Origin of the sequence: Qipengyuania sp. NPDC077410, assembly GCF_044543405.1 — a bacterium.
In the GTDB taxonomy this organism is placed as follows: domain Bacteria; phylum Pseudomonadota; class Alphaproteobacteria; order Sphingomonadales; family Sphingomonadaceae; genus Qipengyuania; species Qipengyuania pacifica.
This window is the reverse complement of the sequence record NZ_JBITWB010000001.1, coordinates 661543-676814: the sequence shown is the minus strand read 5'-3', so window position 1 is coordinate 676814 and position 15272 is coordinate 661543. Positions and strand designations below refer to the sequence as shown.

Below are 15272 nucleotides of genomic sequence, written 5' to 3'. Positions count from 1 at the left end.
ATCGATAGCGGCTGGCAGTGAACGGGAGCACACGCAAGCGTGGTTAACGCGGAATTGCAGGATGATTTGCGCAAGGAGGCGCAGCGGCTGGGCTTCGTCGCCTGCGGCTTCACCTCGGCTGCGCCCGATCCGCAGCGTGCCGCGCGCCTCGAAGAATATCTGGGCGAAGGCCGTCACGGGTCGATGGAATGGATGGAAGCGCGCAAGGCCCAGCGCGCCTCGCCGCAGGGGCTATGGCCCGAAGCGAGAAGCGTGATCGCGCTCGGCATGAGCTATGCGCCCGACATCGATCCGCTGGCGCTGGAATCGCACCCGGAAAAGGCGCGTGTCTCGGTTTATGCACAGGGGCGCGATTATCACGATGTCGTGAAAAAGACGCTCAAGGCCCTGGCGCGCTGGCTCATCGAACGTGCGCCCGAAAGCGAACTCAAGGTTTTCGTCGATACGGCGCCGGTGATGGAAAAGCCGCTCGGCGAAGCGGCCGGGATCGGGTGGCAGGGCAAGCATACGAACGTGGTCAGCCGCAACCACGGTTCGTGGCTGTTTCTCGGCGCGATCTACTCGACCCTGGACTTCGCGCACGACACCCCGGGCCGCGACCTGTGCGGCTCCTGCCGCGCCTGTCAGGATGCCTGCCCGACCGATGCCTTCCCCAGCCCCTACAAGTTGGACGCGCGTCGCTGCATTTCCTACCTGACCATCGAGCATAAGGGCGAGGTTGAGGAAGATCTCCGCCCCCTCCTCGGCAACCGCATCTACGGCTGCGACGACTGCCTGGCTGTCTGCCCCTGGAACAAGTTCGCCGATGCCGCGCACCGCCATCTGAAGCTCGCCCCGCGCCAGGAACTTGCCGCACCCGACCTCGCAGCCTTCTTGCAGTTCGACGATGCCGGCTTCCGCCAGTTCTTCTCTGGCTCGCCCATCAAGCGCATCGGCCGCAACCGCTTCGTGCGGAACTGTCTCTATGCAGCCGGCAACAGCGGTTCAGCCAGTCTGGCGCCGTTCGTACGCGGTCTGTGTTCGGATGAAGACCCCGTCGTCGCCGATGCCGCCCGCTGGGCGCTTGCGCGGATCAGCGCAGCTCCTTGAGCTGAACAGTCGCGTCCGCAAGCAGCTCCGGCTCGATCTCTGCGCGGTCCATCACCAGCTTGCGACCCTGAACGTAATCCTTGGTGTTGTTGACGCAATCGAGCGCCACGACCCGCCCCTCGCACAGATAGACCACGCTGAATTTCTTGTCCGCCGGATCGCCGCGCAGAACCGCCCGGTCATGATCGATGGAGATCCCGACAGTCTGCAGTCGCAGGTCGTACTGGTTCGACCAGAACCACGGGACTGCATCGTAATCCTGCTTGTCGCCCATGATCGCCTTCGCAGCGACGGTGGCCATATCATTGGCATTCTGTACTGACTCGAGGCGGATGACCTTGTTGTTGGCATAGGGATTGGCATGCGCCGCGCAGTCGCCGATGGCGTAGATGTCGTCCAGCGTCGTACGGCAGAACGTATCGACATCGACGCCGCTCGATCCTGCCGCTCCTGCAGCGATCAGGGCCCCGACGGAGGGAACGATGCCGATACCGGCGATGATGACGTCGCAGGCGATCTTCTCGCCGCTATCGGTCAGAACAGCGCTGACCCGGCCATCTGCCCCTTCGATTGCCTCGACCCCGGTGGACAGCCGCAAGTCGACACCCTGTTCGCGGTGGTAGGCGGCATAGAAATCCGAAAGTTCGGGGCCCGCGACCCGCGCGAGGACCCGGTCCTGCATTTCCACCACGGTAACTTCGCAGCCCAGCTTGCGCAGCACCGCCGCCGCCTCGAGCCCGATATAGCCGGCGCCGACGATGACAGCCCGTTTTGCACCTCCGGCCAGCTCTTCCTTCAGCGTATCGACATCGCGCCGCGTTCGGACATAATGGATACCGTTCAGATCGCTGCCCGGGCAGGATAACCGTCGGGCATCGCCACCGGCAGCCCAGATCAGCTTGCGATAGGTAATCCGGGTATCGTCCGACAGAACCAGTTCGCGCGCAATCGGATCGACTTCGTTGACGTTCCTGCCGAGACGAAGTTCGACATTCTTGTCTGCCCAGAATTTTTCGGGCCGGATCTGGATCCGCTCGAACGGCTTTTCGCCTGCGAGATATTCCTTCGACAGCGGCGGTCGTTCGTACGGTGGGTTGCGGTCGCGGCTGACCATGAGGATGGTATCCTCATGACCGTTCTGCCGCAGGGCGATGGCTGCCTGCGCACCGCCGTGCCCCGATCCCACGATGACGACATCGAAATGTTCCATTGCCGCGCTGGCTGGCGCGAAAACGCCAGCCGGTCAAGCTCAGTCCTATCGAGCCAGCAGGTTGCGAGCCATACTGGCCACCTGCGCTAGCGTGGCCGGAGCGACTTCACCCTGGGCCTGCGCGCGCCCGACCATGGTGCGGAACTGGCGGATTGCGGCGGCATGTTCTTCCGCCCAGATGGCGACGGTACCGACCGGATCCTTCTTCGCATCCTTGCGCCGCGAGAGCCGGCGCAGGAACTCGAGCCGCATCTGCTGGAAGTCGCGCGAAAGGCCGGCGACAAGCAGACGTTCCCATACATCGGACGGGTTCATCATGGCCGACGTGCTCTGCGCCCAGTCGAGGCCGATGCGTTCGCCCAGATCGGTGAACGCAGCGGTGAGTTCCCGCACGTCGATCTCGGCACTGCGCGAGAGAGAAGCCAGACCAACCGCGCCGTCCAGGTCATAAAGGTGGGTGACGCGAGCGGCGAGCTTGTCAGGAGCGCCCATGTCGACGAATTCTGCGCGCAGCTTGTTGGACTGCCTGATCGATGCGTCGGTCAGCAATTCTTCCGATCCCGTCATCAGGCGCTTCACGCGGTCCTGAAGGCTCGTGATCAGTTCGCCCGGGGGAATGGTGCTGGCGCCGACCCGGATGAGATCGGCCATCTGGCTGCGAAGCGCACCGGCCATATGGCGGAAAAGGTAGATGCGAACATCTTCGGGCATGGCAGCCGTTTCAAGCTCCGCCCACAGTTCACTCGCGCCGAAGAGCCTGTCCGCCACGATGAACGCCGCGGTGACGTCAGCCAGGCCGACACCTTCTTCTTCCGACAGTTCGAAAGGATGCACGAAGCCCATGCGATTGACGAAGCGGTTGGCCAGTGCAGTTGCGATGATTTCACGCCGTAGCTGGTGCCCTTCGATCTGCGCCTTGAACTTCTTGCGCATCGCGGATGGGAAGTAGTCGAGCAGCAGATCGGCAACGCTCGGATCGTCTGGGAGACTGCTCTGTTCGATGGCCTCCTGCAGCACCAGTTTGGTCGAGGAGAGCAGTACAGCCAGTTCAGGCCGGGTCAGGCCCATACCTTCCGACGTTCTGCGCCCCAGAGCCTCGCTCGATGCGAGACCTTCCGTCTGGCGGTCCAGCGCCCCGCGATCTTCCAGCGCCTCGATCAGGCGCAGCTGGGGCGGTACCGCGCCAGCGCCGCCCTGTTCGGCGATTGAAAGCGCCAGCGCTTGCAGGCGGTTATCCTCCAGCACGATCTCGGCGACCTCGTCGGTCATCGATTCGAGCAGCGCCACACGCTTGGGTTCGCTCAGCTTGCCCGACCGCTTGGCCGCGGCCAGTGCGATCTTGATATTGACCTCGTTATCGGAGCAATCGACCCCGGCCGAGTTATCAATGAAATCGGTGTTGCAGCGGCCGCCATGCAGCGAAAATTCGATGCGGGCTGCCTGGGTGATGCCCAGATTGGCGCCTTCTCCGATGACCTTGGCTTTCACATCGGCTGCATCCACGCGCAGGGCGTCGTTTGCAGGATCGCCCACCTGGACGTTATTTTCCTGGCTGGCCTTGATGTATGTGCCGATGCCGCCGAACCAGATGAGGTCCACTGGCGCTTTGAGAATGGCGGAAATCAGGGCTTCCGGTTCGATCGCCGACTGGTCGATATCCAGCTTAGCCTGCATCACCTTGGACAGCTTGATGCTCTTGGTATCGCGCGGGAAGACCCCGCCACCTTTGGAAATCAGGCTGCTGTCGTAATCTTCCCAGCTCGAGCGCGGGAGAGCGAACAGGCGCTGACGTTCCTTCCAGCTTGCTGCCGGGTCCGGGTCCGGATCGAGAAAAATGTGGCGATGGTCGAATGCTGCGACAAGCTTGATGGCCTTGGACAGCAGCATGCCATTGCCGAACACGTCGCCCGACATGTCGCCGCAACCGACAACCTCGATGCTTTCGTTTTGCACATCGATGCCCATCTCGCGGAAATGGCGCTGTACACTGACCCACGCGCCGCGGGCGGTGATGCCCATGGCCTTGTGGTCGTATCCTTTCGAGCCGCCGCTGGCGAAGGCGTCGTCGAGCCAGAAATCCCTCGATTCGGCAATCGCATTTGCGATGTCCGAAAAGGTTGCCGTGCCCTTGTCGGCGGCGACAACGAAATACGGATCCTCGCCATCGGTAATGACCACATGTTCGGGATGAACGACCTTGTCGTCGACGATGTTGTCGGTGACCGACAGCAATGTGCGAATAAAGGTTTCGTAGCTGCCGCGACCCTCGGCCGCCCAGGCTTCGCGATCAATGGCCGGGTTCGGGAGCTGCTTCGGATAGAAACCGCCCTTGGCGCCGGTCGGAACGATCACCGCGTTCTTCACGCGCTGGGCTTTCATCAGGCCGAGAATTTCCGTGCGGAAGTCGTCGCGCCGGTCGGACCAGCGCAACCCGCCGCGGGCAACCGGCCCGCTGCGCAGGTGGATGCCTTCCACCCGACGGGAATAGACGAAGATTTCGCGATAGGGGACCGGTTTGGGCAGGTTCGGGACCTTTGCCGAATCGATCTTGAAGGCGAGCGCTTCATGCGCAGCCGGTGCGAATGCGTTGGTTCGCAGGATCGCATCGATGAGCGAGTTGTACAGGCGCAGGAGGCGGTCGTCATTGATCGCCTTGACCTTGGACAGGCCCCGCTTGATCGCCGCACGGGCTTCCGCGATCGCTTCGTCGCGAGCATTGCCGAATTCTGGATCGTGACGGGCGGTGAACAGGGCCACCAGCGCACGCGTCACGTCGGGCGCTGCTGCAAGCGCATCGACCACGGTGTAGATCGTGAAGCTCATCCCGACCTGGCGCAGATAGCGATAGAAGGCGCGCAGCCAGTTCGCTTCGCGAGCCGACAGCCCCGCTTCGGGGACCAGGCGGTTGAACGGATCGTTTTCCGCCTCGGCATTCAGCACGGCAGCGATGGCTTCCTCGATTGCCGAGGAACGGTCGATCAGCGCCTTGGGGTCGGCGCCCGGTTTCAGATCGAGCAGGAAATCGTGGATCGTGCCAAGACGGCCCTCATCCAGCACGGTGGGCATCTCGGACTGAACGTAAAATCCGAAATCCTCCAGCGCAGGGACGCCTTCCGATAGCGGCAGGCTGCCTTCCGATTGATACAGCTTCAGGCGCAGCGTGCCCTTGTCTTCAGCCTCGCCGAAGCACAACCGGGCGCCGCGCACGATTTCCTCGCTTTCAACGCTGGCCCCCAGATCATGCAGGCGAGCAATATCGAGCGCGGCTTCGTGCGGACCGAAGCGACCGCGGAAACCGGTGGGAAAATGTTCGGCGAAACGCAGGGCAAGGCCAGCCGCGCGCGTCGGATCCTCGAGCGCGCCGAGTTCGGCTTCCACAGCCTCGCTCCAACCGCGCAGGAGGGTCTGCATCTGCTCTTCAAGCTTCGCTTCGTCGGGCGCTTCTATGCCGTCACGGATGTCGAACACGAAGCGGATCGTGGCGAGATTTCCGCCTTCCACCTCGAGGCTCCAGTCGAGCAGACGCGCCGCGGCGGCCTCTTCCAGCAGAGCCTGGATTTCGAGGCGAACCTGTGTGGCCACCATGTCGCGTGGCAACCAGACGAAGGCGAAAAGGTGGCGGGCCAGCGGGGCCTCGACCAGAGCGAGACGCGGACGCGGCCGATCAACGAGGCTCATCATCGTCGTTGCGACACGTTCGACATCCTTTTCGGAGAACCCGATGAGGAGATCGTGAGGAAGCGTAGTCAGGGCATGAACCAGCGCCTTGCCGGCATGCCCTGTCTCGTCGAAGCCATGCCGTTCGCGCAGCGCATCGAGCTGACGGCGCAGGCGCGGAACGCTGCGGGGCGGTGCGGCCAGTGCGGCGCTTGTCCAAACCCCTGCGTGAACCGAAAGGGCCACGACCTTGCCGCCTTCTTCGACCGGCACGATAAACAGATCCAGCGGCACGCGGCGGTGCACATTGCTCAGGTGATTGGCCTTGATGATGAGCAGCTTGCGCCCATCCTTGCCCTTGTCGAACCAGTCGAACGCGCGCTCGAACGATGCCTGAGCCAGCAATTCTTTCGCGCTCTTGCGGCAAATACCGCGAGCATCCTGCTGGCTGCCACCGCGCATCTGGATGACATGGCCGAGCTGGGTCAGCATCCCCGAATTCAACCATTCGAGAAGCTCTGCACCTTCTTCATCGCTCTCGCGGATGCGTGCGGCGTCTGCAGACATGGCCTCCTGCACGTCGGCCCAGTCGGTAACGGCAGCCCGGACGTCGGCGAGCGTTTCCTTGAGGCTTTCCTGGAGCTGGCGGCGGGTCTTGGCATCGACGCGCGCGGCCTCGATGTAGATCATCGATTCCCAATAGGCATCTTCCGGATCGCCGTCGGGAATGCCGGTAAGCAATCCCTTTTTGTCCCGTTCGACGGGAATGACGGGATGGACGAGCCGGTCGATCGAGAGGCCAAGCGCCGCGATGGAGGCGGCCACCGAATCCACGAGGAAGGGCATGTCGTCATTGACGATGGCAATGCGCGTCAGACGACGCTCGTCGCTCACGCTTTCGATCGCCATCGAAGATCGGCCCAGAGTCCGGTCCGCGGCCAACGCACCCACGAATGCGGCGGCATCGGCAAGGCGCGCCTTTTCGAAAGGGGTATCGCCGCTCAACAGCGAAAGCCGCATCCTTTCGGTAATGGCGTTTTGAAGCTTTCCGGGAAGTGCTGCAGTCTTCGAACCCATGAGGGGCCTCTCTCCTTGCGGCGCAGGATCATTTCGGCGCCGGGAAATATCCGAGTCGTGCGCGCCACGACCTGCGCGCCGCGCCTAGGCCGGTTGGAAACGGCTATCAAGGTGGCACAACGCAAATTTCGCAAACGTATGCGAGCATTCCGCCGAACTGCCCCGCCGTTACGGCATGCCTAACTTCCGAGCGCGTCCATTGCGAGTTCGAGCGAACGGTTGCGCGCTTGTGGATCGTACATGCTACCGCCGAATATAATTTCGTCGGCCCCTGTGCGGTCGATAAAGGCGCGAACCGTGTCGGCCGCCTGTTGCGGCGTTCCGGTCGCACTCGCCTGGCCGATATGGGCCAGCATCGCCTGGGCCTGCGACGGAAGGCTGCCACGATAATCGCGGACGGGCGGCGGAAGCTTGCCCGGTTTGCCCGTACGCAGCGATACGAACGCCTGCAATTGCGAACTGGCGAGGTATTCCGCCTCGTCCTGCGTATCGGCGACGAACAGGTTCATCGCAGCCATGACATGCGGTTTTTCCCATGCCTCGGACGGTTGGAAATCGCGCCGATAAAGCTCGAGCGCCCCATCGAGATGATCCGGGGCGAAATGGCTGGCAAAAGCGTAAGGCATGCCCAGCTTCGCGGCGAGTTGCGCGCCGAACAGGCTCGATCCCAGCATCCAGAATTCGGGTTTCGCGCCTAGTCCGGGGGTGGGGTGAATTGTCGTTTCGCCCGCCATGAACGCCATGAGCTCCATCACGTCCTGCGGAAACATTTCGGCAGCCCGGTGAAGATCCTTGCGCAAGGCGCGCTGCAGCTCGGGCCCGGCGCCCGGGGCACGGCCGAGACCTAAATCAATACGGCCCGGAAACAATGCATCGAGCGTTCCGAACTGTTCGGCGATCTGGAAAGGCGTGTGATTGGGCAGCATGATGCCGCCCGATCCGATACGGATGGTCGACGTCGCATTGCCGATATGCGCGAGAACCACGGATGTCGCCCCGCCCGCGATGCCTTCCATGGCGTGGTGTTCGGCCACCCAGAAACGCTTGCAACCCACTTTTTCCGCCGTTCTGGCAAGCGTTGTGGCGGCGTCGAACGCCTCTCCCAATGTGCCGCCCTGGCGGACCGGGACGAGGTCGAGAATGGAAAAATCGGTCACGGTTTCAATTGCTCCAGATAGGCTCGGGCACGCGTGGCTTCATCGCTCTCGGGCGCAACCAGGAGGACGGAATCGAAACTGCGGCGGGCCTCTTCTTCCCTGCCCGATAGTGCGGCGATCACGCCTGCTTCCAGGCCAACCGCGGGGTCCTGCGGCGCAAGCGTGGCGGCTTGAGCAATCTGCTCCTGCGCCTCTCCCAAGCGTTCGAGGCGGCGCGAAAGGGTAGCCGAAAGCAGCCAGGCGCGGGCATTGGCCGGATCGCTGGTTCGCGCTTCTGCCAGGGCTTTCGCCGCTTCATCGTTGCGACCCAATGCTACCAGCGCCCGTGCACGGTCGACCGAAACGCTGGCAGAAAGTACGGTATCGCCTGCCTCTGCAGCATAGCTGACCGCCCGACCGAACGCGAGTTCGCCAATGGCCGGTTTGCCTTGAGCCATGGCCGCATTGCCAGACATGGCCGATAGCCGTGCCTGATAGGCCGGTGCGCCGTCAGGAACTTCCCCGGCAGCCAGATCGAAGGCCTGCTGCGCCCCTTCAAAGTCGTCCAGTCTTACAAGCGCCAGACCCAGGCAATGAGCCGACTGGGCGAGCTCAAGCTGGGTTTCGGCGGTTTCGCGCCATTTCTGCGCCATATCGCTGGCCGCTTCGGCATCTTCGGCCGCCATCGTCACGCATTCAGCAAGCTTTCCGCTAGCCGCATGGGCGGTCGCGGGCGCATTTTCCGCATGTGTCTGGCGCGCTCGTTCGCGCGTTTCGTCCGGAATGTCGGGAAATGTGGTGCTGGTGGGTGCAGGGCCGACCTGCATGAGCAGCAAGGCAAGGGCAGAGGCAATCATGAAGGGCCTTTCGAAAGCGCTTCGACCGTTTGCAATATCAGGGCGATGTCCTGATCGCGCGACAGCCGGTGATCGCCGTCCTTTATCAAGGTGACCTGTATGTCGTCCGAACGGAGCGCTTCGGCAAGGCGCGTGCTGATATCCCACGGCACATCGTCATCTCTCTGCCCGTGGATCAGCCGAACGGGCGCTTCGATGGGTATTTCGCTGCCCAGCAGCAATTGCGACTGTCCATCGGCGAAGAAGCCCGGATGCGTCGGCGTCGGTTCGGGGCCATAGGGATTGTCGTCATAGACGGTCTCGCCTGCTGCGAGCTTGTCCTTGTCCGTATCGGAACGGCCCCATTCGGTGAAATCGGGTGCAGGAGCAATTCCGACCAAGCCTGCCAGCCTGTCTCCCAGTTCCATGCCGGCGAGCAGCATCAGCCAGCCGCCCATCGACGATCCGACGATCACGACCTGTCCTTCGATTTTCGCGTCGATCAGCGCCAGGACCTCCTCTCTCCACCTCGACAGGGTTCCGTCAGCAAAGCTGCCACCGCTCTGACCGCACCCGGAATAATCGAACAGCAGACAGGCCCGGCCCTGCCGACGGGCCCAGTCGAACATGGCGGTAGCCTTGCCGCCTGCCATGTCGGACATGTAGCCGGGCAGGAAGACCAGAGCGGGGCCGGTCCCACGGATATGGCGATAGGCGATGCGTCGCCCGTCGGGCATGGTGAACTGCTTGGTGTCGAACATGGCGGGCGATGTCGGCCCGCAACCTGTCGATTGCAAGTCTTTCAGAAGAACTCGAATTCCTCGACGTCCGGATCGTGTGCACACATGGTCTTCAGCGCTTCGAACTCATCATCGGTAATGGCAGGCGGGTAAGCCGTTCTTCCGCCAGCCGCGTCACGGTAGGCTTTCGCGCGTTCGTTCGACGAGGGATGGCTCGCTATCCAGCCGAGCAGGGCAGGAGAGTTATCCTCGCCGCCATGCTCTTTGGCCATACGCTCGAAGAAACTGGCTGCGCCCAAGGGGGATATGTCGCTCTGCGCCATGCGCGCTCGCGCATAATCGTCGGCTTCGCGTTCGGCATCGCGCGAATAGCCCATCGACGCCAGCCCGACCGCCCCATTGGTGAGCCCCGAATCCGCGCCTGCGAGCAGAACAGACAGACCGAACTGCCTCAGCAGCGCCGTCATGACATGCCGTTCGCGTACATGGCCGACTTCGTGGGCCAAGACGCCCGCAAGTTCCTCCGGAGATTCGGCTTGCTGGACCAGGCCATCGAAGAGCAGTACCTGCCCCCCTGGCAATGCTATCGCATTGACCATGTCCATGTTCGCAATCCCGGCTCGGACCTTCTCTCGTGCCGGATCGACTTTCCCCAACAGTTTGGCGAGGGCGGCATCACCCTCTGGCGTATGGCATATCCGACCGCCGAAATCGCCGACCATCGCCTCGCCGATGTTGCGCTCCCAGCTGACCGGAATGCGCGGGCCGAGCCAGTCTGGTGCAGTCATGAACAAAGCCACGGCGGCCACGCTCACAACAGTGAAAATCGCGGCGGCTTTGCCAAGACCAAGCTTGTCTACCCACGCCCCGTATTCGCTCTTCCCCGGAAGCTGCGAGGCGAGGCCCGGTGTTAGGTCGTTTGGCAGAAACAGGCGAAAATCGGGGACGCTCTCGCTGCGATAGAGGGTGCGGTCCGTGCGTGTCTCGCCAAACCGCAGATCGGCTGCGTTCAGATCGACGCGGGAGCTACTCGCCTGAAGCGACAGGCCGCCCCGACCATCCCACCGCAGCACCCCCGAATGCCGCAGCGCATTCGTGCCGTCGTACCATTCGGCAGGAACTTCGAAGGCATCATCCATCGGTTCAGATCGCGCCCATGTCGAAAGCGTCGAGCAGGCCTTCGCCATGCTTGGCGGTCTTGGTTTGCGACTGGGTCAGCTCGTCGAGGAGTATTTCTCCGCCCGCCTCGAGATGCGTCATGAAGAACTTCCAGTGGCGATAGGATAGGAAAACGAAGCCCAGGCCCAGCGTGAAAACAACGAGTAGCGCATCGCCGATGAGCAGCTTGACCCAATCCATGGTTGATGCCTCGAAACTGAAATGAAGCGAGCGCCACCGTGTTGCGCCCACCACTTCGCGATAGAATTTCGCATAGAACGCAACCGCGATCAGGCCGAGGCCGAGATAGAAGAACAGGACGATGCCGATGACCCCGACTATGCCGCCGATGGCCCTCCCATTCTCGCCGCCGATTCCGTAACCGGCAAGCATGCCCATGCCGCCCATGATCAGCATTCCGACGAACATCACGAAGGGCGCCAGATAAAACAGCAGGAAACGCGCGAAGACCCCGCCCGCTTCCGCGTCTGCCTCGAAGGCGAACGGACCGAAGCTCATCTTGCTCCAGCGCTCGTTCCAGAGGCTTGTCATCGACCAGGGGATGAGCAGGCCGAGCGGAAGCCAGCCGACCATCGTCTTCCACATGTAGGACAGGCCGAAAAGGAAACCGCCGCTGTCGCTCCCGCCACGTATGCTGCGCCAGCGGGTCCGCGACAGGCGATAACGAAGTGCGCGGAAGCGGGCGACCCCGCCCAGATAGAAAATCGATATAAGCGCGACTGCCCCGAGTCCGGCGCCGATGGCTTCGTATCCGCGAGCGATCAGTGCCTGTGCCACGAAGCTCAACCCGAAATAGGGCAGGCCGAACAGCAGGATGACCATCACGAAGCCGAGAAACAGTTCCATGCCGGTGCCGGCCCATTCGAGGTGCTCATCGACGAAGCGCGTCCGCGACCACAGATAACGGCGCTCGCGCGCAGTCGCCCAGAACCGGTAAATGCCCAGCGTCACAATGGTCAGCAGAAGGTTGGGCAGCGCGATCCGCGCGAAATCCTTCCAGTTACCTTCGAAAACGAAGGCGCTGTCACTGCCTTCCATGTCCTGCGACCCCTGCATAATCAATGACCTCCGATCCCCACCGCGTGGTCGGGGATCGGAGAGCCAGTGTCAATCGGCGCGCGGTTCTTCTTCACGCAGGAAGATTTCCTCGATCGTCATGTCGAAGATGTCGGCAATACGAAAGGCCAGTGGCAGAGATGGGTCGTAGCGTCCGGTTTCGATGGCGTTGACGCTTTGGCGCGACACTTCCAGTCGCGCCGCGAGATCCTGCTGGCTCCAGTCCCGCTCGGCGCGCAGGACCTTGAGGCGGTTCTTCATGCGTCGCGCACCTTTTGCCAAAGCTGTGTTAAGCCCAGGCCGATGGCCCAGACTGGCAAGACCCACCACGCCCAGACATGCGGCACCAGTTCGAACATTTCCAGGAAGCCCCAGAAGATGCCCAGCGCCAGCACAAAGCCAAGTGCAATCAGGGCAGCCATGATCGTGCGGTGCCGGAGATACTCATCCTGCTCTTCGGCAAGGTAGCGGGCCATCGCCCAGATCACGCCGAAAGTGGGCAGGGTGGGCAATAGCGAGATTGCGAACACGACCGGACGGGACAATTCGTAGTTGTCCCACAGGGTGACCGCGATGCCCAGTCCGAGCGCATAGCCGAAGCTGCTGACCAGCACACGACGATTATAGTCCACCATCGCCTTGCTCGCACAGCCGGCTGTGCGCTGCCGCGCGATCGGAATCAGCAGGCCGGTGGCCAGTGCAAGAAGGATGAAGCCTGTCGGCCCGTTAATTGCATCGGTGAGCTTGAGCGTGCCAACTATCCCTATGGCGACCAGATAGATCACAACCCAGAGATAGGGAGAACGGCCCCGAGGCCGATCACCCGATGCCGCGCTCAAGACACGCTCTCGCACGAGCGGCCGCCGACCTTGCGCATATGGGTCAGGGCAATGACGGCAAGGCCGATGGTGACGGTCAATGCGATACCGTCAGACACTTCGAGATGCACCATCAACATGGCGGCAGCTATGATCAGCGAACCATAGGCAAGGGCTATCCGGCGAACTTTCATGGTTGTGGTCTCCAGAACTGTGGGATTTCGAACGAATTGGAAACGGGCGGACCCGGTCACTGTTTCAGCGCGCACACCCCACAATCGGTATTGCCTTTACGACGGTTGAGTATCGCAAGCAGAGGGAGCGTGAATATGGCGAGAAATGTCGACCAGTCCGGCAGTATGTCGAAAATGTTGAGCAGGGCGACACACAAAACCGCGGCGGCCCATAATAGATTGCGAACTCTGGGGTTCATGACAACTCTCCTTTTCATCGTGTAAAGGCTATTTGTCATTATCACAGCACTGTGTCAAGCAAAGTTGACAAAGTGACACGCGACCTTTCCGCGCGTGGTTTTTGGCTTGTCATGATATGGCCATGAGGCGCAGGCAGACGCGAAACGAGGAGATTTCATGACTGCCACTGAGCCCCCCGCTTCGCCGAAGCTTCCCGCACTTGACCGCCGCAGCCTTTTGAAGGCCGGCTTGCTGGGTTCCGGCATGCTTGCTGCCCCCCTTTCTGCAAGCCAGCCGGGACGGGGCTTTACGCATGGTGTGGCCAGCGGCGAGCCTGGACCTGATCGCGTATTGTTATGGACCCGTTTCCAAGCCGATCAGGATACGCCGCTGGAGTTCGAGGTCAGCGATTCGGTGGATTTCACCCGCAAGATTGTCGGTGGCTCAATCGCCGCGAGGGCAGAGAACGACTGGTGCTGCAAGACCCTTGCCGAAGGCCTCGAGCCGGCACAGTCGTATTATTTCCGGTTCATTGCGCCGGACGGCAGCATTTCCGACATCGGCCGCACGCGCACATTGCCCGAGGGACCAGCCGATCGTTTTCGTATGGCTGTGTTCTCCTGCGCGAACATCGGTTTCGGCTGGTTCAACGCCTATGCCCATGCCGCGGCAGACGGCAACTTCGACTGTGTGCTGCACCTGGGCGACTATTTTTACGAATACGCCCCGGGTACGTATCCCTCGACCGACGAAACCGTTTCCGGCCGCAGCGTGTGGCCCTCGCACGAACTCGTCGCGCTGGCCGATTACCGCGAGCGGTATGCGGCGTATCGGCAGGATCCAGACCTGCGGCGATTGCACCAGCTTTTCCCCATGATCGCGGTCTGGGACGACCACGAAAGCGCCAATGATTCCTGGGAAGGGGGGGCAGAAAACCATCAACCCGACAGCGAGGGCGAATGGTCGGTTCGCAAGGCGGCAGCGATGAAGGCTTATCGCGAATGGATGCCGGTATCCGACGAACCATGGGCAGAATACGAGGTTGGTGACCTCGCAACGCTCTATCGCCTCGAAACGCGGCTCACGGCACGCGCCAAGCAATTTAGTCTTGGTGACGTGCTGCGAGGTGGCAGCTCGCCGGAGGAAGCCAAGGCGGCACTCATTGCTTTTCGTGATGGCGACTACAGGGATCCTGCGCGCGAATTGCTCGGTTCTGCTCAGCAGGGTTGGTTGGCGGAAGGCTTCAGCCGCTCGAAGGCTGCCGGCAAGACTTGGCAGGTCCTCGTCCAACAGGTCTTGATGGGCAACCTCGTTTCTTCTCCATCGCTGGCAGCCGCGCTTCCCAAGGATGCGCCCGACTACATTCGCCAACGGGTCCTCGCCGGCGCCATGGCCGGGGCAGAGAGCGTACCCTTCAGTATGGATGCATGGGACGGGTATCCCGCCGCGCGTCGGCGGGTGTTCGAGGCGGCACTGTCAGCGGATGCGAGCCTTATCAGCCTTGCCGGTGACACCCATAACGCCTGGGCCTTCGATCTCGATCTCGAGGGAACACCGGTCGGTGTGGAGTTCGGGGGGCAGTCCGTAACTTCTCCCGGCTTCGAAGGTTATCTTCCGCAGGTCCCACCCGATGTTCTGGCCCGGGATGCAGTTGCAACAAATGCACAGCTGCAATGGATGGATTCGTCGCGCCGCGGATATATGGCCGTCGAACTTACACCCGGCAGCGCCACGAGCGAATACCGCTTCCTTGGCAGCGTCCGCGAAAAGGGCGCGGGCGTGGTAGCAACAAAGCGGATGACGACCCTCGCAGGCAGCCGCAAGCTGGATATGGGTTGAGAAATCAGCTCGACGGAGTTATCTGAGGGGCATGACGCCCATGCGCATCACGACCACGACAACTACCACCCCGGGCAACCGGGGGTGGTCGGTCGCGGCTTGAGCGATCCACCACCGCCCGGTTTCGGGTGGTTGGCGTTTCTTCCCGAAATCGGAATTCTTCGCAAACGCCGCTTCAAGGCTGCGCCTCCTTGTGCCATGGGCGCGGCAATTAACGGCGAA

At 62.1% G+C, this 15272-nt stretch carries 13 protein-coding genes; 2 read left to right on the top strand and 11 right to left on the bottom strand.

Annotated elements, in window-relative coordinates; genetic code table 11:
- The first annotated feature begins 39 nt into the window (after nucleotides 1–39).
- On the top strand, nucleotides 40–1089 hold the full coding sequence (queG, locus tag ACIGGE_RS03325; protein WP_397489434.1) for a tRNA epoxyqueuosine(34) reductase QueG: 1050 nt from the start codon (nucleotides 40–42) through the stop codon (nucleotides 1087–1089).
- On the opposite strand, the gene ACIGGE_RS03320 is transcribed toward queG, so the two are convergent.
- The 11 genes from ACIGGE_RS03320 to ACIGGE_RS03270 form a co-directional block, all read right to left on the bottom strand.
- The gene (locus tag ACIGGE_RS03320; protein ID WP_397489433.1) at nucleotides 1073–2299 is read right to left on the bottom strand and encodes an NAD(P)/FAD-dependent oxidoreductase; all 1227 of its coding nucleotides are present in this window, start codon (nucleotides 2297–2299) and stop codon (nucleotides 1073–1075) included. The two genes, queG and ACIGGE_RS03320, sit on opposite strands and share 17 nt — an antisense overlap.
- 45 nt (nucleotides 2300–2344) lie before the next feature.
- A complete protein-coding gene (locus ACIGGE_RS03315) occupies nucleotides 2345–7033 on the bottom strand; it encodes an NAD-glutamate dehydrogenase (protein ID WP_397489432.1) in 4689 nt (1562 codons plus the stop codon).
- A gap of 179 nt (nucleotides 7034–7212) precedes the next feature.
- On the bottom strand, nucleotides 7213–8190 hold the full coding sequence (locus ACIGGE_RS03310; protein WP_397489431.1) for an LLM class flavin-dependent oxidoreductase: 978 nt from the start codon (nucleotides 8188–8190) through the stop codon (nucleotides 7213–7215).
- Nucleotides 8187–9026 carry a tetratricopeptide repeat protein gene (locus ACIGGE_RS03305; RefSeq protein ID WP_397489430.1) on the bottom strand — a complete coding sequence of 280 codons (840 nt, stop codon included), beginning with the start codon at nucleotides 9024–9026 and terminating at the stop codon, nucleotides 8187–8189. Before ACIGGE_RS03305 ends, ACIGGE_RS03310 begins: the two co-directional genes overlap by 4 nt.
- Entirely contained in the window at nucleotides 9023–9766 is a 744-nt protein-coding gene (locus tag ACIGGE_RS03300) for an alpha/beta fold hydrolase (RefSeq protein WP_397489429.1), read from the bottom strand. Before ACIGGE_RS03300 ends, ACIGGE_RS03305 begins: the two co-directional genes overlap by 4 nt.
- A gap of 41 nt (nucleotides 9767–9807) precedes the next feature.
- Entirely contained in the window at nucleotides 9808–10932 is a 1125-nt protein-coding gene (locus tag ACIGGE_RS03295; protein ID WP_397489428.1) for a M48 family metallopeptidase, read from the bottom strand.
- Nucleotides 10889–11980: a YjgN family protein gene (locus ACIGGE_RS03290; protein ID WP_397489427.1), complete on the bottom strand. Its 1092-nt coding sequence runs from the start codon at nucleotides 11978–11980 to the stop codon at nucleotides 10889–10891. Before ACIGGE_RS03290 ends, ACIGGE_RS03295 begins: the two co-directional genes overlap by 44 nt.
- A gap of 51 nt (nucleotides 11981–12031) precedes the next feature.
- Complete coding sequence (locus ACIGGE_RS03285; RefSeq protein ID WP_196847165.1) at nucleotides 12032–12241, bottom strand: helix-turn-helix transcriptional regulator; 210 nt, start codon at nucleotides 12239–12241, stop codon at nucleotides 12032–12034.
- The gene (locus ACIGGE_RS03280; RefSeq protein ID WP_397489426.1) at nucleotides 12238–12819 is read right to left on the bottom strand and encodes a hypothetical protein; all 582 of its coding nucleotides are present in this window, start codon (nucleotides 12817–12819) and stop codon (nucleotides 12238–12240) included. The genes ACIGGE_RS03285 and ACIGGE_RS03280 overlap by 4 nt, the downstream gene beginning before the upstream one ends.
- The gene (locus tag ACIGGE_RS03275) at nucleotides 12816–12992 is read right to left on the bottom strand and encodes a hypothetical protein (protein WP_158246634.1); all 177 of its coding nucleotides are present in this window, start codon (nucleotides 12990–12992) and stop codon (nucleotides 12816–12818) included. The genes ACIGGE_RS03280 and ACIGGE_RS03275 overlap by 4 nt, the downstream gene beginning before the upstream one ends.
- Before the next feature lie 56 nt (nucleotides 12993–13048).
- Complete coding sequence (locus tag ACIGGE_RS03270) at nucleotides 13049–13231, bottom strand: hypothetical protein (protein WP_146029842.1); 183 nt, start codon at nucleotides 13229–13231, stop codon at nucleotides 13049–13051.
- A gap of 157 nt (nucleotides 13232–13388) precedes the next feature.
- Between ACIGGE_RS03270 and ACIGGE_RS03265 the strand changes: the two genes are divergently transcribed.
- Nucleotides 13389–15050, top strand: a complete 1662-nt coding sequence (locus ACIGGE_RS03265; protein WP_397489425.1) for an alkaline phosphatase D family protein — start codon at nucleotides 13389–13391, stop codon at nucleotides 15048–15050.
- The last annotated feature ends 222 nt before the right edge of the window (nucleotides 15051–15272 follow it).

What these genes read in the sequence shown, in the direction of transcription:
- ACIGGE_RS03300 (WP_397489429.1), bottom strand. Translation starts at nt 9,766, where the DNA reads ATGTTCGACACCAAGCAGTTCACCATGCCCGACGGGCGACGCATCGCC.
- ACIGGE_RS03315 (WP_397489432.1), bottom strand. Translation starts at nt 7,033, where the DNA reads ATGGGTTCGAAGACTGCAGCACTTCCCGGAAAGCTTCAAAACGCCATT.
- ACIGGE_RS03290 (WP_397489427.1), bottom strand. Translation starts at nt 11,980, where the DNA reads ATGCAGGGGTCGCAGGACATGGAAGGCAGTGACAGCGCCTTCGTTTTC.
- ACIGGE_RS03265 (WP_397489425.1), top strand. Translation starts at nt 13,389, where the DNA reads ATGACTGCCACTGAGCCCCCCGCTTCGCCGAAGCTTCCCGCACTTGAC.
- ACIGGE_RS03285 (WP_196847165.1), bottom strand. Translation starts at nt 12,241, where the DNA reads ATGAAGAACCGCCTCAAGGTCCTGCGCGCCGAGCGGGACTGGAGCCAG.
- ACIGGE_RS03295 (WP_397489428.1), bottom strand. Translation starts at nt 10,932, where the DNA reads ATGGCGAAGGCCTGCTCGACGCTTTCGACATGGGCGCGATCTGAACCG.
- ACIGGE_RS03305 (WP_397489430.1), bottom strand. Translation starts at nt 9,026, where the DNA reads ATGATTGCCTCTGCCCTTGCCTTGCTGCTCATGCAGGTCGGCCCTGCA.
- ACIGGE_RS03320 (WP_397489433.1), bottom strand. Translation starts at nt 2,299, where the DNA reads ATGGAACATTTCGATGTCGTCATCGTGGGATCGGGGCACGGCGGTGCG.
- ACIGGE_RS03270 (WP_146029842.1), bottom strand. Translation starts at nt 13,231, where the DNA reads ATGAACCCCAGAGTTCGCAATCTATTATGGGCCGCCGCGGTTTTGTGT.
- ACIGGE_RS03275 (WP_158246634.1), bottom strand. Translation starts at nt 12,992, where the DNA reads ATGAAAGTTCGCCGGATAGCCCTTGCCTATGGTTCGCTGATCATAGCT.